This is a genomic window from Kitasatospora sp. NPDC034533, from assembly GCF_055575155.1.
This window is the reverse complement of record NZ_JBVITE010000016.1, coordinates 21,915-42,736: the sequence shown is the minus strand read 5'-3', so window position 1 is coordinate 42,736 and position 20,822 is coordinate 21,915. Positions and strand designations below refer to the sequence as shown.

The 20,822-nt window shown below is 74.0% G+C and carries 19 protein-coding genes and 1 riboswitch; of the genes, 11 read left to right on the top strand and 8 right to left on the bottom strand.

Annotated features, from left to right (window positions below; all coding sequences use genetic code 11):
- Positions 1–12 precede the first annotated feature (12 nt).
- From ACZ55U_RS14435 to ACZ55U_RS14425, 3 genes are all read left to right on the top strand, one after another.
- Positions 13–762 carry an IclR family transcriptional regulator gene (locus tag ACZ55U_RS14435; RefSeq protein WP_465526082.1) on the top strand — a complete coding sequence of 250 codons (750 nt, stop codon included), beginning with the start codon at positions 13–15 and terminating at the stop codon, positions 760–762.
- 28 nt (positions 763–790) lie between these two features.
- Positions 791–1,201 (top strand): RidA family protein, encoded by a 411-nt coding sequence (locus ACZ55U_RS14430; RefSeq protein ID WP_465526080.1) that lies wholly within the window; start codon positions 791–793, stop codon positions 1,199–1,201.
- A gap of 118 nt (positions 1,202–1,319) precedes the next feature.
- A complete protein-coding gene (locus tag ACZ55U_RS14425) occupies positions 1,320–2,039 on the top strand; it encodes a DUF2470 domain-containing protein (protein WP_465526078.1) in 720 nt (239 codons plus the stop codon).
- 19 nt (positions 2,040–2,058) lie between these two features.
- Here the strand turns inward: ACZ55U_RS14425 and ACZ55U_RS14420 are convergent, their stop codons facing one another.
- Together ACZ55U_RS14420 and ACZ55U_RS14415 are read right to left on the bottom strand one after the other, a co-directional pair.
- Positions 2,059–3,606 (bottom strand): APC family permease, encoded by a 1,548-nt coding sequence (locus ACZ55U_RS14420; RefSeq protein ID WP_465526076.1) that lies wholly within the window; start codon positions 3,604–3,606, stop codon positions 2,059–2,061.
- 378 nt (positions 3,607–3,984) lie between these two features.
- On the bottom strand, positions 3,985–4,971 hold the full coding sequence (locus tag ACZ55U_RS14415) for a M23 family metallopeptidase (protein ID WP_465526074.1): 987 nt from the start codon (positions 4,969–4,971) through the stop codon (positions 3,985–3,987).
- Between the two features lie 2 nt (positions 4,972–4,973).
- Positions 4,974–5,111: riboswitch (cyclic di-AMP (ydaO/yuaA leader) on the bottom strand.
- Between the two features lie 355 nt (positions 5,112–5,466).
- Here ACZ55U_RS14415 and ACZ55U_RS14410 point away from each other — a divergent pair.
- Positions 5,467–7,008 carry an MFS transporter gene (locus tag ACZ55U_RS14410; protein ID WP_465526072.1) on the top strand — a complete coding sequence of 514 codons (1,542 nt, stop codon included), beginning with the start codon at positions 5,467–5,469 and terminating at the stop codon, positions 7,006–7,008.
- Between the two features lie 7 nt (positions 7,009–7,015).
- Here the strand turns inward: ACZ55U_RS14410 and purB are convergent, their stop codons facing one another.
- Complete coding sequence (purB, locus tag ACZ55U_RS14405; RefSeq protein ID WP_465526070.1) at positions 7,016–8,455, bottom strand: adenylosuccinate lyase; 1,440 nt, start codon at positions 8,453–8,455, stop codon at positions 7,016–7,018.
- A 109-nt stretch (positions 8,456–8,564) separates the two neighbouring features.
- On the opposite strand from purB, the gene ACZ55U_RS14400 reads away from it, so the two are divergent.
- Complete coding sequence (locus ACZ55U_RS14400; protein WP_465526068.1) at positions 8,565–10,688, top strand: HelD family protein; 2,124 nt, start codon at positions 8,565–8,567, stop codon at positions 10,686–10,688.
- Positions 10,689–10,722: 34 nt separating this feature from the next.
- Here the strand turns inward: ACZ55U_RS14400 and ACZ55U_RS14395 are convergent, their stop codons facing one another.
- The 3 genes from ACZ55U_RS14395 to ACZ55U_RS14385 form a co-directional block, all read right to left on the bottom strand.
- Positions 10,723–11,178: a MarR family winged helix-turn-helix transcriptional regulator gene (locus ACZ55U_RS14395; RefSeq protein WP_465526066.1), complete on the bottom strand. Its 456-nt coding sequence runs from the start codon at positions 11,176–11,178 to the stop codon at positions 10,723–10,725.
- 134 nt (positions 11,179–11,312) lie between these two features.
- On the bottom strand, positions 11,313–11,729 hold the full coding sequence (locus ACZ55U_RS14390; protein ID WP_465526064.1) for a DUF3037 domain-containing protein: 417 nt from the start codon (positions 11,727–11,729) through the stop codon (positions 11,313–11,315).
- A complete protein-coding gene (locus ACZ55U_RS14385; RefSeq protein WP_465526062.1) occupies positions 11,726–12,481 on the bottom strand; it encodes a HipA family kinase in 756 nt (251 codons plus the stop codon). Before ACZ55U_RS14385 ends, ACZ55U_RS14390 begins: the two co-directional genes overlap by 4 nt.
- Before the next feature lie 226 nt (positions 12,482–12,707).
- Here ACZ55U_RS14385 and ACZ55U_RS14380 point away from each other — a divergent pair, with 226 nt between their 5' ends.
- Positions 12,708–14,066, top strand: a complete 1,359-nt coding sequence (locus tag ACZ55U_RS14380; protein WP_465526060.1) for an NAD(P)/FAD-dependent oxidoreductase — start codon at positions 12,708–12,710, stop codon at positions 14,064–14,066.
- A gap of 84 nt (positions 14,067–14,150) precedes the next feature.
- Here the strand turns inward: ACZ55U_RS14380 and ACZ55U_RS14375 are convergent, their stop codons facing one another.
- Positions 14,151–15,488: an aminotransferase class I/II-fold pyridoxal phosphate-dependent enzyme gene (locus tag ACZ55U_RS14375; protein WP_465526058.1), complete on the bottom strand. Its 1,338-nt coding sequence runs from the start codon at positions 15,486–15,488 to the stop codon at positions 14,151–14,153.
- Between the two features lie 34 nt (positions 15,489–15,522).
- On the opposite strand from ACZ55U_RS14375, the gene ACZ55U_RS14370 reads away from it, so the two are divergent.
- The 5 genes from ACZ55U_RS14370 to ACZ55U_RS14350 all read left to right on the top strand — a co-directional run bounded on the left by ACZ55U_RS14370 (position 15,523) and on the right by ACZ55U_RS14350 (position 20,027).
- A complete protein-coding gene (locus ACZ55U_RS14370; RefSeq protein WP_465526056.1) occupies positions 15,523–16,194 on the top strand; it encodes a pyridoxamine 5'-phosphate oxidase family protein in 672 nt (223 codons plus the stop codon).
- 14 nt (positions 16,195–16,208) lie between these two features.
- Positions 16,209–16,973 (top strand): FMN-binding negative transcriptional regulator, encoded by a 765-nt coding sequence (locus ACZ55U_RS14365; RefSeq protein WP_465526054.1) that lies wholly within the window; start codon positions 16,209–16,211, stop codon positions 16,971–16,973.
- 118 nt (positions 16,974–17,091) lie between these two features.
- A complete protein-coding gene (locus ACZ55U_RS14360; RefSeq protein ID WP_465526052.1) occupies positions 17,092–18,504 on the top strand; it encodes a sugar porter family MFS transporter in 1,413 nt (470 codons plus the stop codon).
- A 71-nt stretch (positions 18,505–18,575) separates the two neighbouring features.
- Complete coding sequence (locus ACZ55U_RS14355) at positions 18,576–19,277, top strand: dienelactone hydrolase family protein (RefSeq protein WP_465526050.1); 702 nt, start codon at positions 18,576–18,578, stop codon at positions 19,275–19,277.
- 207 nt (positions 19,278–19,484) lie between these two features.
- Positions 19,485–20,027, top strand: a complete 543-nt coding sequence (locus ACZ55U_RS14350; RefSeq protein WP_465526048.1) for an HAD domain-containing protein — start codon at positions 19,485–19,487, stop codon at positions 20,025–20,027.
- On the opposite strand, the gene ACZ55U_RS14345 is transcribed toward ACZ55U_RS14350, so the two are convergent.
- Positions 20,005–20,793, bottom strand: coding sequence for a CPBP family intramembrane glutamic endopeptidase (locus tag ACZ55U_RS14345; protein WP_465526046.1), 789 nt, complete (start codon positions 20,791–20,793; stop codon positions 20,005–20,007). The genes ACZ55U_RS14350 and ACZ55U_RS14345 overlap by 23 nt on opposite strands.
- Positions 20,794–20,822 lie beyond the last annotated feature (29 nt).

Genomic DNA, 20,822 nt, shown 5'->3' with positions numbered 1-20,822 from the left:
AAGCGGAGCACGATGAGTCAGACCGTCACCCGCGCCCTGCGCATCCTCGCCGAACTCGGCGACGGCGAGCGCTCCCTCGACCAGCTCGCCGAGGTGCTCGGCGTCCACAAGACGACCGTGCTGCGGCTGCTCCAGAGCCTGGAGGAGGAACGGTTCGTCTACCGGGACGCGACCTACCGCTACCACCTGGGGGCCGGCCTCTTCGCCCTCTCCGGCCTGGCCCTGGAGCAGCGCGGCGTGCGCCGGATCGCCGCCCCGCACCTGGCCGAGCTGAACGCCGCCACCGGCCAGACCGTGCACCTGGCCGCGTACGAGGGCGGTGAGGTGGTCTACATCGACAAGTTCGACTCCCGCCACCCGGTCAGGATGTACTCGCGGATCGGCCTGCGCGCCGCCCTGCACAGCGCGGCCGTCTCCAAGGTGCTGCTGGCCGACCTCCCGCTGCCCGAGCGGCGCCGGGTGGTGGCCGGGATCGACTTCGTCCGGCACACCGAGCGGACCCTGACGGGCCCCGAGGCGCTGCTCGCCGAGCTGGAGAAGGTCGCCGCCCAGGGCTGGGCGCAGGACCACGCCGAGCACGAGGCCTTCATCAACTGCGTGGCCGCACCGATCCGCGACGCCAGCGGCCGGGTGGTCGCCGCCGCCTCCATCTCCGTCCCGGACGTCGTCCTGCCGTACGAGCAGGTGCTGGACCTGCTCCCGCAGCTGCTCGCCACCACCCGCGCCGTCTCGGCCGACTGCGGTCGGCCCGAACGCAACTGACGGACCATCAGGAAAGAGTAAGGAACCCATGTCCTCCACCAAGACCGAGATCCGCACCGACGGCGCCCCCGCCCCGGCCTGGATGTTCTCCCAGGGCGTCCGCAAGGGCCCGATCCTCCAGGTCTCCGGCCAGGGCCCGCAGGACCCGGCCACCGGCGAGTACCTGCACCACGGCGACGTGAAGGCGCAGACCCGCCGCACCCTGGAGAACGTCAAGGCCATCGTCGAGGCCGGCGGCGCCACCATCGAGGACGTGGTGATGTTCCGCGTCTACCTCACCAAGCGCGCCGACTTCCCGCTGATGAACGAGGTCTACGCCGAGTTCATCGACGAGAACATCAAGCCCGGCGGCGTGAAGCCGTGCCGCACCACCGTCTTCGTCGAGCTGCCGCAGGAGCCGATGCTGGTCGAGATCGACGCCCAGGCCGTGATCGGCTGACGCACCGGCACCCCGAAGGGCCCGGACGCCACCCGCGCGTCCGGGCCCTTCCGCCTGCTTGCCCCATCCACCCGGGGATATTAGGTTAGGCTCACCTAACTAACTGGAGGTCCGCCCCATGAGCCTGCCCACCGGCGACACCGAGGTCCCCGAGCCCACCACCGCCGAACGGATCCACAGCCTGCTCCGCACGACCTCCTCACTCAGCGTCCGCGCCCTGGGCGAGCACCACCACCTGGACACCCCGGTCTCCGTGCACGGCTCCCGGCTGCGGCTGCGCTGCGCCCTGGACGACCCGCTCACCACGGCCGCCGCCGGCGCCGACGACGGCCTCGCCGTCGTCGTGGACGTCACCGACGTCTCCCCCGTCGCCGTGCGCGACCGGGTCCGCGCCCGCCTCACCCTGGCCGGCCGGCTCCACCTCGCCCACCTCGCCGACGACGGCCTCAGCGCGCACCTGCGGGTGGACGTCGCCCACGCCGTCCTCGCCACCCCGTACGGCACCCGGGCGGTCACCGCCGCCGACCTCGCCGGCGCCGGCCCCGACCCACTGGCCCGGCACGAGGCCGCGATGCTCACCCACTTCGCCGACGACCACGCCGACGCGCTCGACCTCCTCACCCGGCTGCTCGACCCGGCCGTGCTCACCCACGACCCGGCCGTCCGCCCGCTCGCCCTGGACCGCTACGGCCTGGTGCTGCGTCTGGACCACCCGCACGGCCACCGCGACGTCCGCCTGGCCTTTCCCGAACCGGCCCGGGACACCGAGGACTTCGGCCACCGGATGCACGAGCTGCTGACCGCCGCCCAGCGCGGCCTGCCGGTCCACCGCCACTGAGACCGGGCCCGCCGCCCCGTCACCGCTCGACCGTGTCCTCCAGCACCACCCGCCCCATCCGCGCGTACAGCTCCGGCCGCCACCGGCGCACCGCGAGCGCCAGTGCCACCCCGCCCGCGAACACCCCGATCACCAGGTAGGGGGTCACCCGGAACAGCAGCGTGTGCGCCGCCGCCCCGGCCGCCGCCTCCTTGTCGAGCACCAGCAGCACCACCACCCCGGCCATCGCCACCCCGCCCACCAGCGGCGCGACCAGCGTCCGGAACCAGTGCGCGGTCTCCGGGTGCCGCCGTCGCACGTGGAAGTACCCGACCACGGCGAAGGAGCAGAGCGTCTGCACCACCAGGATCGCCATCGTCCCGAGCAGCGCCAGCAGCGTGTACAGGTGCGCGTACGGGTCCATCCCGGCCGCCAGGAACGCCGCCACCAGCCCCGCCGCCGTCAGCGACTGCGCCACCGAGGCGACGTACGGCGAGCCGTGGCGCGGGTGGGTGCGGCCGAGCGCCGGGTGCAGCAGCCCCTCGCGCCCGATCGCGTACAGGTACCGGGCCGCGCACTGGTGGAAGGCCATCGCGCAGGCGAACGAGCCGCTGACGACCAGCCATTGGAAGACCTTCACCGCCCAGGCCCCCAGGTGGGCCCGCAGCGGATCGAAGAACAGGCTGTTGCCCTCCTTGCCCGGCACTGCCCCGCTCGCCACCGCGATCGCGTGGTCGACCCCGTTGCCGGACACGATCATCCATGACACGAAGACGTAGAACAGCCCGACCCCGACCACCGAGATCAGCGTCGCCCGGGGCACCACCCGCTTCGGGTCGCGGGACTCCTCGCCGTACATCGCGGTCGACTCGAAGCCCACCCAGGACCAGAACGCGAAGAACAGCCCGAGCCCGGCCGCCTCCGCGCCCGAACTCCCGGCACCCTTCAGCGCGTTCAGCGGGTTCAGGGTCTCGGGCACGAGCCCGTCCGGGCCCCCGCCGGTGCCCAGCACCGCCAGCGAGACCGCGCCCAGCACTCCGACCTCCAGCACCAGCGCGACGCCGAGCACCCGGGCCGTCAGGTGCAGGTCGAACCAGGCCATCACCCCGATCACCGCCACGCCGCCCAGCGCGTACCAGCCCCAGCCGAGGTCCACCCCCAGCTGCGAACGGACCAGCCCGCGCAGCGAGTACGCGAAGAAGCCGATCGCCGAGGCCTCGGTGACGACGTACGCGAGCACCGCGAGCAGCCCCGAGGCCATCCCGACCACGCGCCCCAGCCCGTGCGAGACGTACCCGTAGAAGGCACCGGCCGCGGTGATGTGCCGGGCCATCGCCACGTACCCGATCGAGAACACCGTCAGCGCGACGGTCGCCACCACGTACGCGGCGGGCGCCCCGCCGCCGTTGCCCTGGCCGACGATGATCGGCAGGTTGCCGGTCATCGCGGTGATCGGGGCGGCGGTGGCGAGCGCCATGAACACCACCCCGACCAGGCCGACCGAGTCCGCCTTCAGCCGGTCGACCCCGTCGCTCGCGCGCCTCCGCCCGACCGTCTCCCCCACCGCGCCCCCGTTGCGGACCGCCATCCGGCCTCCTCGCCTCCCGGACCCGCCCGTCCGCCGGACCGGCCGGGCGCTGACCGACCGACAGCATCGCGCGCCGAGCACGCCCAGGGCGTCCGTGATCACCGTTCGCGGCAGCGGAGTTGACGTCCCGTTCGACGATTCGAACGGGGGCGGGAACGACAGTGGCCGGCCCGGCCGCACGAGGAAGTTCCCCGTGTGGCCGGGCCGGCCTGGGCGTGTCCCGCGCCCATGTCCGCCGTGCGGCGGTCACCCGGTCGAGCGGTCACCCGACATGACCATCCCGGAGGACCGATTCGCCCCGCAGCGGCGGCGGTTCCCGAGACCCCGCGGGTCAGAGCCCGTCAGAGGTCAGATCCCTCGGACTCAGAGCGCTCGGGCTCAGAGCGCGACGCCGTGCGCGCGCAGGTAGGCGACCGGGTTGATGTCCGAGCCGTACTCCGAGCCGTTGCGGATCTCGAAGTGCAGGTGCGGGCCGGTCACGTTGCCGGTGGCGCCGGAGAGGCCGATCTGCTGGCCGGCCTTGACGGACTGGCCGATCTTCACGCCGATCGAGGAGAGGTGGGCGTACTCGGCGTAGTGGCCGTCGGCGAGCTTGATCTCGACCTCGTTGCCGTAGGCGCCGCCGTTGCCGGCCTTGACCACGACACCGTTGGCGACCGCGCGCAGCGGGGTGCCGGTGGAGGCGACGAAGTCCTGGCCGGTGTGGTGACCGGAGGCCCACATCGAGCCGGCCACGCCGTAGGCGGTGCCGAGCTTCGGGTTGGCCAGCGGGGCGACGAAGCCGGAGGTGGCGGCGGCGACCGGAGTGGCGGTCACGACCTGGGTCGGGGTGGCGACCTGGAGCTGGGTCTGGAGCTGCTCGGCCGGCTTGGCGGCCTCGGTCCGCACCTGGACCTGGGCCTGCGGCTCGGCGGCCTGGGTCGCCGCAGCGGCGGGCTTGGCCGGCTTGGCGGGCTTGGCCGGAGCGGCCGGCTTCGCCGGGGCGGCGTCGGCGGACGGCGCGGCGGCGTGGCCCGGCAGCGCGAGCTGCTGGCCCGGGAAGATCAGGTTCGGGTCGGCGCCGACGACCGAGCGGTTCCGCTCGTACAGCGCGTGCCAGCCGCCCTCGACGTTCTTGACGTCGGCGATCTTGGACAGGGTGTCGCCGCTGACGACGCGGTAGCTCTCCTGCGCGGCCGGAGCGGCGGACCGCGCGGACTGGCCGGCGGCAACGGAAGCGGAGGCGGCCGGGGCGGCCGGGGCGGAGTGGGCCTCGGCGCTGATCGCGGTCACCAGCGGGAGGGCGAACGACACGCCGGTGACGGCGGTGGCGATGCCGATGCGGGCGGCGCGGGGCAGGGCGATACGACGAGCCTGTGCAGGCATGGAAGATTCCTCTCCGACGCCTGCGAGGTGAGCTGTCGGGTTCGGGCTGGAGTTGCCCGGCCGCATGCGCGGCTTCACCCCTAGCCGGTCCTGGACGCCCGCGCCCTGAGGCGCGAACTCCGGTCCGGCGACTTACCTGTGGGTCCCCCGCTCCTGCCGTACAGAGTTCGTTTCGAACCACCGGGCAGCGGCAGGACTCGGCGTTCCACCCGGTGGATCCGTCCGGACTGGCCGGGCGGTCGCTGAACTAAAACTCATCCGTTCGGGTGAAGCAATGTCGATCTCTTGAAACGGCAACGACTCCCCCGCACCCGGTGACCCTCCGCAGGCCCCGACGCACGATACGTACACAATCCATTCACCCCGCGCCACTGATCCACGACCCTGTGCCGAGATCGGGGACGCCGCGCAGCCGCCCGCTCACCCTCCGCGCCCGGCCGACACACCCGCCGGTGACCCTTGTCACGTACGCCCCGGGCAACGCAGGATTCGCCCGTGGCCACCTCCGAGGCCGGCACCCTGCGCCTGGGCACCGCGCAGGGTCGCTGGGTACTACTGGCGACGGTGCTCGGCTCCAGCATGGCGATGCTCGACGGCACCGTGGTGAACGTCGCGCTGCCCCGGATCGGCGCCGACCTCGGCGCCACCCTGGCGTCCCTCCAGTGGACGCTGAACGCCTACCTGCTCACCCTGGCGGGCCTGATCCTGCTCGGCGGGGCGCTCGGCGACCGCTACGGGCGGCGCAAGGTCTTCCTGGTCGGCGTGGTCTGGTTCGCCGTGGCGTCCGCGGCCTGCGCCGCCGCGCCGAACATCCAGGTGCTGATCGCCGCCCGCGCCGTCCAGGGCGTCGGCGGGGCGCTGCTCACCCCCGGCTCGCTCGCCATGCTCCAGGCCGTCTTCCACCCTGACGACCGTTCGGCGGCGGTCGGCCTCTGGTCCGGCCTCGGCGGGGTGTCGGCCGCGGTCGGCCCCTTCCTCGGCGGCTGGCTGGTGGACGGCCCCGGCTGGCGCTGGATCTTCCTGCTGAACCTGCCGCTGGCCGCCGCCGTGATCACGGTGACCACCCGATCGGTGCCGGAGAGCCGGGACGAGAGCGCCTCCGGCCGTTTCGACGTGCTCGGCGCCCTGCTCGCCGCCCTCGCCCTCGGCGCCATCACCTACGCGCTGACCGCGGCCGGCGAGGGCCTGTCCCCCGCGGTCTGGGTCAGCGGGGTGCTCGGGCTGCTGCTCGGCGCCGCCTTCGTCGCGGTCGAACGCCGGGCACCCGAACCGATGCTGCCGCTCGGCCTGTTCTCCTCCCGGCTGTTCACCGCGGTGAACCTGGTCACCCTGTGCGTGTACGCGGCGTTCAGCGGCGTCTTCTTCCTCCTGGTGGTGCAGCTCCAGATCGTGTCCGGGTTCTCGCCGCTGGTCTCGGGCTTCGCACTGGTGCCGATCACCGTGCTGATGCTGGCGCTCTCGGCGCGCGCCGGGCGCCTCGGCAAGCGGATCGGCCCGCGCATCCCGCTGACCGCCGGCCCCCTGCTGTGCGCCGCCGGGGTGCTGCTGATGCTGCGCACCGGCCCGGACTCCTCCTACTGGGCGGACGTACTGCCCGCCGTCGCGGTGATGGGCTGCGGGATGACGCTGCTGGTCGCACCGCTGACGGCGACGGTGCTGGCCGCCGTCGAGGTGCGGCACGCGGGCATCGCCAGCGGGGTCAACAACGCCGCCGCCCGCGCGGCCGGACTGCTCGCGGTGGCCGCCCTGCCGGCGCTGGCCGGGCTGAGCGGCGACGCCTACCGGGTGCCCTCCGCGGTCGACGCGGCCTTCCACACCGCGATGCTGATCTGCGCGGGCCTGCTGGTCGGCGGCGCCCTGATCGCCCTCGTGACCGTACGGGGCAATGTGCTCGCGCCCGAGGCGCAGCCGGTGGCCGAGCCGAACTGCGACTGGCCGTGCGGCCCGACCGCACCGCCGCTCGATCCGGGTCACGTCCCCGTGACGCGCGAGGGCCCCGCCACCGGTCCGGCAGCGGGGCCCTCGGCCGAGAACTGACGCTACGTCAGAGGATGTCGGCGGGCGCGTACTTGGCGGCCTCCGGGTAGGCGTCCGCGACGGCCTCCACCTGGCGGACCACCTCGGCGACCTGGGCGCCGGCCGCACCGGTGAAGGACAGCTTGTCGGCCAGCAGCGCGTCCAGCGCGGCCCGGTCCAGCGGGATCCGCTCGTCGGCGGCCAGGCGGTCCAGCAGTTCGTTCTCGCGGGCGCCCGCGCGCATCGCCAGCGCGGAGGCGACGGCGTGCTCCTTGATGACCTCGTGCCCGGTCTCCCGGCCGACCCCCGCGCGCACCGCGCCCATCAGCACCTTGGTGGTGGCGAGGAACGGCAGGTAGCGGTCCAGCTCGGCCTCGATCACGGCGGGGAAGGCGCCGAACTCGTCGAGGACGGTCAGGAAGGTCTCCAGCAGGCCGTCGAAGGCGAAGAAGGCGTCCGGCAGCGCGACCCGGCGCACCACCGAGCAGGAGACGTCGCCCTCGTTCCACTGATCGCCGGCCAGCTCGCCGGTCATCGAGGCGTAGCCGCGCAGGATGACGGCCAGGCCGTTGACGCGCTCGCAGGAGCGGGTGTTCATCTTGTGCGGCATCGCGGAGGAGCCGACCTGGCCCTCCTTGAAGCCCTCCGTGACCAGCTCGTGGCCGGCCATCAGGCGGATGGTCTTGGCCAGGCTGGACGGCGCGGCGGCCAGCTGGACGAGGGCGGTGAGCACCTCGAAGTCCAGCGAGCGCGGGTAGACCTGGCCGACGCTGGTCAGCACGTTGTCGAAGCCGAGGTGCGCGGCGACCCGGCGCTCCAGCTCGGCCAGCTTCCCGGTGTCGCCACCGAGCAGGTCCAGCATGTCCTGGGCGGTGCCGACCGGGCCCTTGATCCCGCGCAGCGGGTAGCGGGCGATCAGCTCCTCCAGGCGGCGGAAGGCGACCAGCAGCTCGTCCGCGATCGACGCGAACCGCTTGCCCAGGGTGGTGGCCTGCGCGGCCACGTTGTGCGAGCGGCCGGCCATGACCAGCTCGGAGTGCTGGGCGGCGAGCCTGGCCAGGCGCACCAGCACCGCCACCGTGCGGTCCCGGACGTGCTCCAGGGACTGGCGGATCTGCAGCTGCTCGACGTTCTCGGTCAGATCCCGGGAGGTCATGCCCTTGTGGATCTGCTCGTGGCCGGCGAGGTCGCTGAACTCCTCGATCCGGGCCTTCACGTCGTGGCGGGTGATCCGCTCACGGGCGGCGATCGAGCCGAGGTCGACCTGGTCGATCACCCGCTCGTAGTCGGCGACGGCGTTGGCCGGCACCTCGATGCCGAGGTCCTGCTGAGCCTTCAGGACGGCGAGCCACAGGTGGCGCTCGAGGACCACCTTGTGCTCGGGGGACCACAGCTGGGCCAGGGTCGCCGAGGCGTACCGGGAGGCCAGGACATTGGGGATCTGGGGCTTCGCGCTCACGCTTCGCAAGGGTAACAGCCGAGGTCACGCCGGACGTCGGCGGATGGGGTAGGCTGGGTGGATTGGGCGCCATTCAGACGACGCCTCGCAGCCTCCTCACCGCAAGGATACCACATCCATGAGCGAACCTCCAGCGGCCCCGTCGGACTCCCCCCTCGCCGAGGCCCTGCGCACCGAGCAGGCCCACCTCGACCGCCTCTACGCCCGGCTGGACACCGTACGCGAACGGGCCCGCCGCACCGCCGACGGCGCCCATGACACAGCCGCCCCCGGTGGCACCCACCAGGCCCGGCTGGAACGCGAGGTCCGCGCCCGCGAGGCCGCCCGCCACGCCGCCCGACTGGACGCGGTCGAACGCGGCCTGTGCTTCGGCCGGCTCGACGAGCGCGACGGCACCGTCCACTACATCGGCCGCACCGGCCTGACCGACGAGGCGTACGAGCCGCTGCTGCTCGACTGGCGCGCACCGGCCGCCCGCCCCTTCTACACCTCCACCCCCGCCCACCCCGGCCCGGTGGTGCGCCGCCGCCACCTGCATACCCGGGGCCGCACCCTCACCGGCCTGGACGACGAGGCGCTCGACCTCGCCGGGCTGGACGAGCCCGGCCGGCGCGGACTGGTCGGCGAGGCCGCACTGTTCGCCGCCCTCGACCGCGAGCGCACCGGCCGGATGACCACCGCCGTCGCCACCATCCAGGCCGAACAGGACCGGGTGATCCGCTCCCCACTGCGCGGCGCCCTGGTCGTCCAGGGCGGGCCCGGCACCGGCAAGACGCTGGCCGCCCTGCACCGCGCCGCCTACCTGCTGTTCACCCACCGCGCCGCCCTGGAGCGCCGGGGCGTGCTGGTGATCGGCCCCAACGCCGGCTTCCTGCGGTACATCGACCAGGTGCTGCCCGCCCTCGGCGAGACCGAGGTGGTGCTGCGCACCGTCGGCGAACTGGTCCCGGGTGTCACCGCCACCCGCGGCGACGCCCCCGGCACCGCCTTCGCCAAGGGCGGCCCCTGGATGGCCGGGGTGCTGCGCCGCGCCGTGGCCGCCCACCAGACGGCCCCCGCCGACGGCCTGGACCTCGGCGAGGGACTGCGGCTCTCCGCCCGCGCGTGCGCCGAGGCCCGGGACGCCGCCCGCGGCCTGCGGCTGCCGCACAACCGGGCCCGGAGCTACTACCTGGGCACCCTGCTCGACGCCCTCGCCATCGCCCAGGCGCTCGCCCTCGGCCGCCCGTACGACGACGAGGAGGCGCACTACGCCCCGCGCGAGCTGTGGGAGCGGCCGGACGTCCGCGCCGCACTCGACCCGCTCTGGCCCCGGCTCGATCCCCCGCAGCTGGTCGAACGGCTGCTCACCGACCGCGAGTTGCTCGCCGACACGGCCCCCGAGCACGCCGCCGCCCTGCTCCGCCCGCCCGGCTCCCCGTGGACGGTCGAGGACGTCCCGCTGCTCGACGAGGCCGCCGAACTCCTCGGCACCGAGGGCGAGTCCGTCCCGTCCGACCGCGATCCGGAGGAACTCGCCTACGCGCAGGGCGTGTTGACCATCACCGGCCAGGCCGACGACCCGTTGCTGGACTCCGCCGCCCTGGCCGAGCGCTTCCGCGACGACGGCCCGTACCGCTCCACCGCCGAACGCGCCGCCGCCGACCGCACCTGGGCGTACGGCCACGTCGTCGTGGACGAGGCCCAGGAACTGTCCGCGATGGCCTGGCGCGCCGTCCTGCGGCGCGTGCCGACCAACTCGCTCACCATCGTGGGCGACCTCGCCCAGACCGGATCACCCGCCGGCGCCCGCAGCTGGGCCGAGATGCTCGACCCGCACCTGCCCGGCCGCTGGCGCGAGGAGCGGTTGACCGTCAACTACCGCACGCCCGAGCCGATCATGGCCCTCGCCACCGCCGTCCTGCGCACCGCCCTGCCCGGCCACCGGCCGCCCGAGTCCATCCGCCCGGGCACCGAGCGACCGCACGCGGTCCCCGTCCCGGACGGGGACTTCGCCACCGCGCTGGCGCGGCTTCCCAGCGGCCCGGGCACCCTGGGCGTGATCGCGCCGGACGCCCTGGCCGCGGAGCTGGGCGCGCTCACCGTGGCGGACGCCAAGGGGCTGGAGTTCGACGCGGTCGTGGTGGTCGAGCCCGCCGAACTCGGCCCGCGCGACCGTTACGTCGCGCTCACCCGGGCCACCCGCTCGCTCACCCTGCTGCACCACCGGCCGCTGCCGCCGGAACTCGCCGAGCTGCTCTGACCGGGGTGCCACCGGCCGTACGGGCGGCGCGCTCCTACTGCGCGCCGCCCGTACGGCCGGTCAGCACCGGCAGGACCTGGGCGCAGATCGAGTGCAGCGCGATCCGCTGCTCGTCGGTCATCGCCTCGAAGGCCTGGTGGGTCCGGGCCATCTCGCCGCGGATGCGGTCGAGGATCTGCCGGCCCTCGGCCGTGACCACCACGATCTTCACCCTGCGGTCACCGGCCGCCGCCTCCCGGTTGGCCAGGCCCAGCGACTCCAGCCGGTCCACGATCCCGGTGACGTTCGAGGCGTCGCAGCCCAGCCGCCCGGCCAGCGCCCGCATCGGCACCGGCTCCTGCACCGCGCCCAGCGCCTTGGCCTGCGAGGAGGAGAGCCCGTGGCGGGCGGCGGCGGCCGCGAAGTCGTGGAAGTACGCGGCGCCGACGGCGGCCAACGCCTCCATCAACTCGGCGTTGGTCGGTACGGTCGTCGTCGCTGTCGAACCCATGGGGCCAGCGTACGGCCAGGTGCTTCACCAACTCAAGCTTTGACCCTGGCAACCGTCAGTGTGCCGCCTCGCATCCTAGGGCCCGCGTACGAACCCCCGTCGTCCGCCCCTCGCCCGGGAGATGAAGACAGACCCTAGAGGACGAGCTGATCGAACAGTCGCCGCAACTCAGCGTCCGGGTCCGCGGTCAGCCCGGTGTGCACCGGCCCCGGCTGGACGATCGCGCTGCGCGGCGCGGTCAGCCAGCGGAACCGCTGCCCCGGGCTGTCCCCCGCCGCCGGACCGGCCTGCGGGCCGCCCAGGCAGACCGCCTCGATCCCGTGCAGCGCCCGCCGCACGCCCTGCACGTCCGCCACCGGGTCCAGCGCCAGCAGCCGGGCCTGGTCAAGATGGGTACGGGCGGCCAGGTGCGAGCTCTGCCGGCAGTACAGCAGCACCCCGACGTTGACGCACTCGCCGCGCTCCACCCTCGGCACCGCGCGGATCACGGCGTACTCGTAGTCGTGCAGCTCGACGACGGCCGGCAGCGCGGACGGCGAGGACTCGGTCATGCGGGCACCTCCGGCAGCCAGTCACGCGGACCGGCCAGTCGTTCGGTCATCTGGACGCGATACGCGGCGCGCACCTCGTCGGGCGAGTCGAAGCCGAACTCGTCCGTCAGCCAGACGTCGGGGATCTGCGCCACCGCGCCCTCGATCGCCGCCTCGGCGAGCGGCGCGAGCGCCTCGTCGGCCGCCGCCAGGTCCGGCCGGGCCCGCAGCAGCGCGTGATCCGAGGCGTCGTACGGGCGGCGGATCCAGCCGGCGGCGCCCTTCCAGTTGTGGTGGAAGATCAGGCTCGCGCCGTGGTCGATCAGCCGCAGCCCACCCGTCGCCACCAGCAGGTTGGGGTTGCGCCAGGAGCGGTCGACGTTGCCGATCAGCGCGTCGAACCAGAGCACCTGCCCGGCGAGCTCCGGGTCCACCTCGAAGCAGAGCGGGTCGAAGTTGAGCGCGCCGCTGACGAAGGCCATCCCGAGGTTGGTCCCGCCGCTGGCCCGCATCTGGTCCTGGATCTGGTGGTCCGGCTCGCTGCGCGCGAGGACCGGGTCCAGGTCGATCGTCACCAGCTCCGGCACCGGCAGCCCGAGCCGCCGACCGAGTTCCCCGGCCAGCACCTCCGCGACCAGCGCCTTGCGGCCCTGCGCCGCGCCGACCCATTTCAGCGCGTACAGCCGCCGGTCATCGGCCTCGACCAGGCCCGGCATCGAGCCGCCTTCTCGCAGTGGCGTCACGTACCGGATCGCCGTCACCTCGGGTAGCACGGCCGACAGCTTATCCGTGTCCCGGGCTCCGCCTCTCCCTTCCTCCCCGCCGCCCGCATCCTGCCCCACCAAAACCCCGTCGCCTCATCCACCACACCCACCCCACACCCCACCACCGCCCCTCCCGCACCACCTCCCTCATCCGCCCCTCCCCGGTGGCAGCCCCCGCTGCTCCGTGCGAGTGTGGCGGACAGTAGTGGGGACCTTCACGGCAAAGGGATGAGCGATGGAACGACCTCGGATCCTGATCGTGGGCGGTGGCTTCGCCGGCCTGGAGTGCGCCCGCCGTCTCGAACACAAGCTGTCACCGTCGGAGGCCGAGATCTCGCTGGTCACGCCGTTCAGCTACCAGCTCTACCTCCCCCTCCTGCCCCACGTCGCCGCCGGCGTCCTCACCCCGCAGTCCGTGGCCGTCTCGCTGCGCCGCTCGCTGCGCCGCACCCACATCGTCCCCGGCGGCGCGATCGGGGTGGACCCGGCCTCCAAGGTGTGCGTCATCCGCAAGATCACCGACGAGGTGGTCGCGCAGAAGTACGACTACCTGGTGCTCGCCCCCGGCAGTGTCACCCGCACCTTCGACATCCCAGGCCTCACCGACTACGCCCGCGGCATGAAGACGCTCGCCGAGGCGGCCTACGTCCGCGACCACGTGATCGCCCAACTCGACCTCGCCTCCGCCACCCTGGACCAGAAGGAGCGCGAGTCCCGGCTCCAGTTCGTGGTGGTCGGCGGCGGCTACGCGGGCACCGAGACGGCCGCCTGCCTCCAGCGCCTCACCACCGCCGCCACCCGCCGCTACCCGCGCCTGGACGCCCGGCAGATCAAGTGGCACCTGATCGACATCGCCCCGAAGCTGATGCCGGAGCTCGGCGACCCGCTCGGCGAGGCCGCCCTGGAGGTGCTGCGCGAGCGCGGCATCGAGGTCTCGCTGGGCGTCTCGGTGGCCGAAGTCGGCGCCGAGACGGTCAAGTTCACCGACGGCCGGGTGCTCCCCTGCCGCACCCTGATCTGGACCGCGGGGGTGGCCGCGAGCCCGCTGATCGGCACCCTGGACGCCGAGACGGTCCGCGGCCGGCTCGCCGTGACGGCGGAGATGCGGGTGCCCCAGTTCGAGGACGTGTTCGCGCTCGGTGACGCCGCCGCCGTCCCCGACCTCGCCAAGGGCGACGGCGCGGTCTGCCCGCCGACCGCCCAGCACTCCGCCCGCCAGGGCCGCGCGGTCGCCAACAACGTGATCGCCTCGCTCCGCCACCAGCCGCTGGAGCCGTACTACCACAAGGACTTGGGCCTGGTGGTCGACCTCGGCGGCAAGGACGCGGTCTCCAAGCCGCTGGGCGTGGAGCTGCGCGGGGTGCCCGCCCAGCTGGTGGCGCGCGGCTACCACCTGATGGCGATGCGCACCAACGTGGCCAAGCTCCGGGTGGGCGCCAACTGGATGCTCAACGCGACGGCCGGCGACGACTTCGTCCGCACCGGCTTCCTCGCCCGCCAGCCCGCCCGGCTGCGCGACTTCGAGTACACCGACGCCTATCTGACGAAGGATCAGGTCCGCGCCCACGCCCAGTCACTGCTCGCCAAGGGCTGACCGACCGCACGCCTCGGCGCCTCCGCGACCGGCACCGCGGGGGCGCCTCCGCGACCGCGCCCGCGAACCGGCTCGCCCGAGGACTCACACCAGCCGGGACCCGCCCGCGCCCGTCCCCAGCACCGCCGCCAGGTCCTCCGCCAGCTCCCGCGCCCGGTCCGGCTCCAGCCCCGCCGTCGTGAACCGCATCCCCGGGGGCGACTGGATGCGGTAGCGAGCGCCGGGCGCGGCGACCCAGCCGCGCTGCACCAGCGCCGCCAGCACCGCGGTCTCGTCGGGCACCGGCACCCAGACGTTCAGCCCGCTCTCCCCGTGCGCCTCGATCCCCCGCGCCGCCAGCTCGCCCAGCAGCGCGTCCCGCCGGGCCCGGTACACGGCGGCCACCCGGTCGACCGGCGCGGCGTCGGCGCTCCACAGCTCCGCGAGGGCGCGCTGCAACAGGTGGCTGACCCAGCCGGCGCCCAGCCGCAGCCGCCCGGCCACCCGTCCGATCGTCTCCTCGTCACCGACCGCCACCGAGATCCGCAGGTCCGGCCCGTACGTCTTGGCCGCCGAGCGCACCACCGCCCAGTGCCGGGTGCTCGCGCCGACCAGCGGGTGGTACGGCTGGTCGACCATGCCGTGCCCGTGGTCGTCCTCGATCAGCAGCACCCCGGGGTGTCCGGCCAGTACGGCCCGCAGCGCCTCGGCCCGGCGAGCGGTGAGCGCCGCCCCGGTGGGGTTCTGCGCCCGGCTGGTGACCACCACTGCCCGTACGCCCCCGGCGAGCGCCGCGTCCAGCGAGGCGGGCAGCGGGCCCTCGTCGTCCAGCCGGACGGGAACGGGCTTCAGCCCCAGCGCGGGCAGCAGGTCGAACAGGCTGCCCCAGCCCGGGTCCTCGACGGCCACCGCGTCGCCGGGGCGCAGCCGGGCGCCGAGGATCCGCTCGATGGTGTCCAGCGAGCCGGAGGCGACCACGACCGGGCCACCGGGTAGGCCGTCGGCCTCGAAGGAGGCGCGGGCGAGCGCGCGCAGCCGGGGGTCGACGGCCGCGTGCCCGTAGAGCACCGGGTCGGTGCGCGCGGCCTCGGCGGCGACGGCGAGGGCCCGGGCGAGGTCGGGCAGCAGGACCGGGTCGGGGTTGCCGGTGGACAGGTCCCGGGCGTGCGGCGGGACGGGGATGCGGATCTCGTCGCGCGGGGTGAGCGCGGGCCTGGGGAGGATGCGGCTGCCCTTGCGGCCGGCCGTCTCGATCACGCCGCGGTCGCGCAGCAGCCGGTAGGCTGCGGCGACGGTGTTGGGGTTGACGCCCAGCTCGACGGCGAGGTCGCGCAGCGGGGGGAGCGTCGTTCCGGGGGCGAGCTTTCCGCTGCTCACGCCCTGTTCGATGTGGGCCGCGATCTCGCTGGCGCGTCGCCCTTTCAGCGGATAGTCTCCTAGCACAAAGCAAATTATGCACTAGTACATAGAGGATGTCATGTCAGCGACCCCGGAAGGCTCGCCCAGCTACTCCCGCACCCCCAGGAGCACCCCCACGCGCTACCGGGACCGGGCCACCTGGGAGCAGGAGGCGATCCACGCCATCCTCGACAGCGCCTACATCTGCCACCTCGGCTTCGTCGTCGACGGCGCCCCGGTGGTCCTGCCGACGATCTTCGCCCGGGTCGGCAGCCGGCTCTACATCCACGGCTCCACCGGCAGCAGGCCGCTGCGCAACGCCTCCGGCGAGCAGGGCATGCCGGTCTGCGTCACCGTCACCCAGGTCGACGCGCTGGTGCTGACCAAGTCCGCCTTCAACCACTCGGTGAACTTCCGCTCGGTGGTCGCCCACGGCACCGCGCACCAGGTCACCGACCCCGAGGAGCTGGACGTCGCGCTCGCCGCCCTGGTCGACCACGCGGTGCCGGGCCGCTCCGCCGAGGTCCGCCCGGCCAACGCCAAGGAGCTCGCCGCCACCGCCGTCCTGCGGCTGGAGCTGGACGAGGTCTCGGCCAAGACCCGTGACGACAGCGCCGACGACGATCCGGAGGACGCCGACCTGCCGCACTGGTCCGGCCTGATCCCGGTCACCACCGTGCACGGCACCCCCGAGCCCCACCCCGGCACCACCGTCCCGCTCCCCGCGCACCTGCGCGGCTACCCCCGCTGACGGGAGGCGCGCCGATGCTGATCAGATCCTGGGACCGCGGCGACGAGCGGGAGTGGCGCGCCTGGCTGGCCGAGGGCCGCGACTTCGGCCTGCTCGCCGCCAACGGCGCCCCCGGCGAAGGGCCGGTACTCGTCCCGACGCACTTCCTGCTGGACGCCGAGCGCGGTGAGGTCCTGCTCCACCTGGCCGCGCCCAACCCGCTGCTGGCCGCTGTCCGGGCCGATCCCCACGTCACCCTCGCGGTCACCGACGGCTACGCCTTCGCCCCGGGCCACTGGCGGGGCGCACCGGGCACGCCGACCAGCTACTACGCCTCGGTCCACTTCCACTGCACCGCCGAGGTGGTGGAGTCCGCGGCCGGCAAGGCGGAGATCCTCAACCGCCAACTGGCGCACTTCCAGCCCGAGACGCCGGAGGTCCGGGTGGTGCCCGGCGAGGAGGGGCTGGCCCGGCAGCTGCCGGGGCTGCGCGGGCTGCGGCTGACCGTGAACGAGGTACGGGCCAAGTTCAAGTACGACGACAAGAAGCCCGCCGAGGCCCAGTACGCGATCGCCGACCGCCTCGCCGAGCGCGCCGGGGGCCGGGGGCGGGGACGCGACCAGTACGCCGCCGCCCGGACCCAGCTGCTCCGCCGGCACGGGCGACGCACCGCCGGGGCGGCCGACACCGGGGCGGGCGTCCCCGGGGCGGAGGCCGCCGGCACGACCCCCTCCGGCCCCCGCACCGACCTCCCGCGCACCGCCGCCCCGCGCGCCGACCGACCGCGCGCCGCCGGCTGACCCGGGATCACCCGGTCGGCCGCCAACCCGCGCAGGCCGGGCGCGGCGCTGATCGAATGTGAGACGAGCCCTGCCCACTCGGCGTCAGAGCGGGCCCGTCCACCCCCCGGGAGCGCGCGTGTCCTCAGTCCACAGCCAACGGGCGGCCGGCGAGGCCCACCTCGGTCACGTGGTGTTCATCTCGGCGGCCGCCGCCATGGGCGGCTTCCTGTTCGGCTACGACAGCGCGGTGATCAACGGCGCCGTCACAGGCATCCAGAAGCACTTCGCCGTCGGCCACGGCACCACCGCCTTCGTGGTGGCCATCGCGCTGCTCGGCTCGGCGGTGGGCGCGGTGATCGCCGGGCGGCTCGCCGACCACCTGGGCCGGGTGCGCACGATGCTGCTGGCCGCCGTCCTCTTCGCGGCCAGCGGCATCGGCTCGATGTTCCCGCCGAACATCGAGACCCTGGCCGTCTGGCGCGTGGTCGGGGGCATCGCGATCGGCATCGCCTCGGTGATCGCGCCCACCTACATCGCCGAGGTCGCCCCGACCGCCTACCGCGGCCGGCTCGCCTCCTTCCAGCAGATGGCGATCGTGCTCGGCATCACCGTCTCCCAGCTCGCCAACTACGCCCTCAACCAGGCCGCCGGCGGGGAGTCCACCAACCACCTCGGCGGCGTCCAGGCCTGGCAGTGGATGCTCGGCGTCGAGGCCATCCCGGCCCTGGTCTACGGGGGGATGGCGCTCGCCATCCCGGAGTCGCCGCGCTACCTGATCGCCGACCACCGCGAGGCGCAGGCCCGCAACGTGCTGCTGGAGGTCGAGGGCGAGGGCGTGGACCTGGACGCCCGGGTGGCCGAGATCCGCGCGGTGCTGGAGTCCACGCGCAAGCCCCGGCTCAAGGACCTGCTGGGCGGCCGCTTCGGCCTGCTGCCGATCGTCTGGATCGGCATCGGCGCCTCGGTGTTCCAGCAGTTCGTCGGCATCAACGTGATCTTCTACTACTCGTCCTTCCTCTGGCAGTCGGTCGGCATCAACGAGTCCGACTCACTGCTGATCAGCCTCTCCACCTCGATCATCAACGTGATCGGCACCGTGATCGCGATGGCCCTGGTGGACCGGATCGGCCGCAAACCGCTCGCCCTGGCCGGCTCGATCGGCATGGCCGCCGCGCTCGCCACCGCCGCCTGGGCGTTCTCCTACCGGCACGGCACCGGCGACACCGCGACCCTGGACAACACCCACGCCACCGTCGCGCTGGTCGCCGCACACGTCTTCGTGCTCTGCTTCGCCTTCTCCTGGGGCGTGGTGGTCTGGGTCCTGCTCGGCGAGATGTTCCCCAACCGGATCCGCGCGCTGGCCCTGTCCGTCGCCGCCTCGGCGCAGTGGATCGCCAACTGGGCGATCACCGTCAGCTTCCCGGACCTCGCCGACTGGAACCTCTCCGCGACGTACGTCATCTACGCGGCCTTCGCGCTGCTCTCCATCCCGTTCGTGGCCTTCTGCATCAAGGAGACCAAGGGCCGCGCCCTGGAGGAGATGGGCTGACCCGGCCCGCCCCGCCGACCCCCCGCCGCACCCGGCCCACCCCGCGCGGCCCGACCCACCGAGAGGAAGCCATGCCTGACCAGGGCGGCTCCCGGCAGAACGTCACCTTCCCGAGCAACGGCCGCACCGCGCACGGCTACCTGGCCCGCCCGCCGCAGGGCGTCGGGCCGGGCCTGGTGGTGGTGCAGGAGTGGTGGGGGCTCACCTCGCACATCGCCGCCATGGCCGACCGCTTCGCCGCGGAGGGGTTCACCGTCCTCGCGCCCGACCTGTTCGGCGGCGCCACCACCCATGACGGCGCCGAGGCGGCCCGGCTCAGACGCGAGCTCCCGGTCGAGCGGGCGGTGGCGGACCTCGCCGGGGCCGTCGACCACCTGCTCGCGCTGAACGGCGTGGTCGGCGACGCGGTCGGCGTGGTCGGCTTCTGCATGGGCGGCGGCTTCGCCCTGCTGCTGGCCACCCGGGCCGGCGACAAGGTGGCCGCCGTGGTCCCGTTCTACGGCCTGCCGCCCGACCCGGACTTCGACTACCGGGGCCTGACCGCCCACGTCCTCGGCCACTTCGGCGAGCTGGACGGCTCGATCCCGATGGCCACCGTGGACGAGGCGGCGATCCGGATCGGCGAGGCCACCGACGTCCGTCCGGAGATCCACTTCTACCCGGCCGGCCACGCCTTCATGAACGACGAGAACCTGATCGGCACCTACGACCCGCTCCAGGCCCGGATCGCCTGGCGCCGCACCCTCACGTTCCTCCGGGGCCACCTCGGCTGATCCTGCCATCCGGGGCCCCGGCGGCCCCTCGGGTCCACCGGCCGGGCCGCGGAAGCGCGACCGGCGCACCGTTGCCCGCCCCCGAGCCCGCACCCGCCGCCCGCGCGCTCCGTGCGCCCCCACGTGCCCCCATCCGAGGGGCGCAACCGGAGGGGCCGGAGGGACGTCCGAGAAGTGGGGAAACACCACTGTCCCGGGGGGCCACCGGTGCCGAAGCCACTGCTGTTCCTGGACGTCGACGGCGTCCTGAATCCGCTCTGCCCGGATCCGGACGCCGGATTCGACGCCCACGCCCTGCTCGGCCACACCGTGCTGCTCTCCACCCGGCACGGTGCCTGGCTGCGCGAGCTCGCCGGAACGTACGACCTGGTGTGGGCGACCACCTGGGAGGGGCACGCCAACACCCACGTCGCCCCGGCGATCGGCCTCGACCCGCTCCCGTTGGTCACCTTCACCGGCTACGTCCCGCAGCCCGGCGACCCCCGGGTCCCGCTGATGGAGCTGCTCTCCGCCGCCAAGTGGGCCCCGCTGCTGCGTTACGCCGCCGGCCGGCCGTTCGCCTGGGTGGACGACGTCATCCCGCCCCGGCTGGTCCGCCGCTCCCGCTGGCGCCGGGACCGCGTGCTGCTGCCCGTCGACCCCGGCCGGGGCCTGGAGCGCCGGCACGTCGACCGGCTACTCGCCCGCCCGCCGCGCGTCCGGGCGCGGTCGCTCGCGGCGCCGTCGATCAGGGGGTCGGCAGCCAGCTGACGTGTCCGGCCAGCAGCGCGTACCCGACGAAGGCCACCGTGTCGATCAGCGCGTGCGCCGCCACCAGCGGCATCACCCGCCCCCAGCGCCGGTAGAGCAGGCAGAACACCACGCCCATCACCATGTTGCCGATCAGCCCGCCGACCCCCTGGTACAGGTGGTACGAGCCGCGCAGCACCGAACTCGCCGCCACCGCGGCCGGCCAGGACCACCCCAGCTGCCCCACCCGGCGCAGCAGGTAGCCGAGGACGACGACCTCCTCCAGGACGGCGTTCTGCCAGGCCGACAGCACCAGCACCGGCACCCGCCACCACACGTCCGGCAGCCCGGACGGCGCCACCGTCAGGTTGTACCCGGCCGCCTGCGAGGCCAGGTAGAGCGCCAAGCCCGATCCGCCGATCGCGGCGGCGACGCCGGCGCCCCGGCCGAGGTCGCGCAGCTTCTGCCCGAGGTCGAAGCCCAGCACCCGCAGCGCGACGCCCTCGCGCACCAGCAGGTAGCCGACCAGCACCACCGGCATCAGCCCGCGTCCGATGTAGTAGAGCTGCCACACCAGGTCCAGCCAGGGCCGCCCGGGCGCCCGCGAACCGTTCAGCGTGGCGACCTGCTGGCCGAGCTTGAGCGGTTCGGTGAGCGAGCCGGTGAAGCTGATCAGCGCACTGATCCCACTGGCCCCGAGGGAGAGCCCGAGGACGATCAGCAACTCCACGCCGAACAGCCGGCGGGTGGGCTTCGCGGTCTCCGGCGCGGTCGGGACGGTCGTCACGGGGGCTCCAGCGGACGGGCGGTCGCTCC

Bases quoted from the DNA above. Each gene is read 5' to 3' on its own strand.
- ACZ55U_RS14355 (WP_465526050.1), top strand. From the start codon at position 18,576: ATGCCTGACCAGGGCGGCTCCCGGCAGAACGTCACCTTCCCGAGCAAC.
- ACZ55U_RS14435 (WP_465526082.1), top strand. From the start codon at position 13: ATGAGTCAGACCGTCACCCGCGCCCTGCGCATCCTCGCCGAACTCGGC.
- ACZ55U_RS14400 (WP_465526068.1), top strand. From the start codon at position 8,565: ATGAGCGAACCTCCAGCGGCCCCGTCGGACTCCCCCCTCGCCGAGGCC.
- ACZ55U_RS14395 (WP_465526066.1), bottom strand. From the start codon at position 11,178: ATGGGTTCGACAGCGACGACGACCGTACCGACCAACGCCGAGTTGATG.
- ACZ55U_RS14430 (WP_465526080.1), top strand. From the start codon at position 791: ATGTCCTCCACCAAGACCGAGATCCGCACCGACGGCGCCCCCGCCCCG.
- ACZ55U_RS14370 (WP_465526056.1), top strand. From the start codon at position 15,523: ATGTCAGCGACCCCGGAAGGCTCGCCCAGCTACTCCCGCACCCCCAGG.
- ACZ55U_RS14415 (WP_465526074.1), bottom strand. From the start codon at position 4,971: ATGCCTGCACAGGCTCGTCGTATCGCCCTGCCCCGCGCCGCCCGCATC.
- ACZ55U_RS14425 (WP_465526078.1), top strand. From the start codon at position 1,320: ATGAGCCTGCCCACCGGCGACACCGAGGTCCCCGAGCCCACCACCGCC.
- ACZ55U_RS14390 (WP_465526064.1), bottom strand. From the start codon at position 11,729: ATGACCGAGTCCTCGCCGTCCGCGCTGCCGGCCGTCGTCGAGCTGCAC.
- ACZ55U_RS14420 (WP_465526076.1), bottom strand. From the start codon at position 3,606: ATGGCGGTCCGCAACGGGGGCGCGGTGGGGGAGACGGTCGGGCGGAGG.
- ACZ55U_RS14365 (WP_465526054.1), top strand. From the start codon at position 16,209: ATGCTGATCAGATCCTGGGACCGCGGCGACGAGCGGGAGTGGCGCGCC.
- ACZ55U_RS14380 (WP_465526060.1), top strand. From the start codon at position 12,708: ATGGAACGACCTCGGATCCTGATCGTGGGCGGTGGCTTCGCCGGCCTG.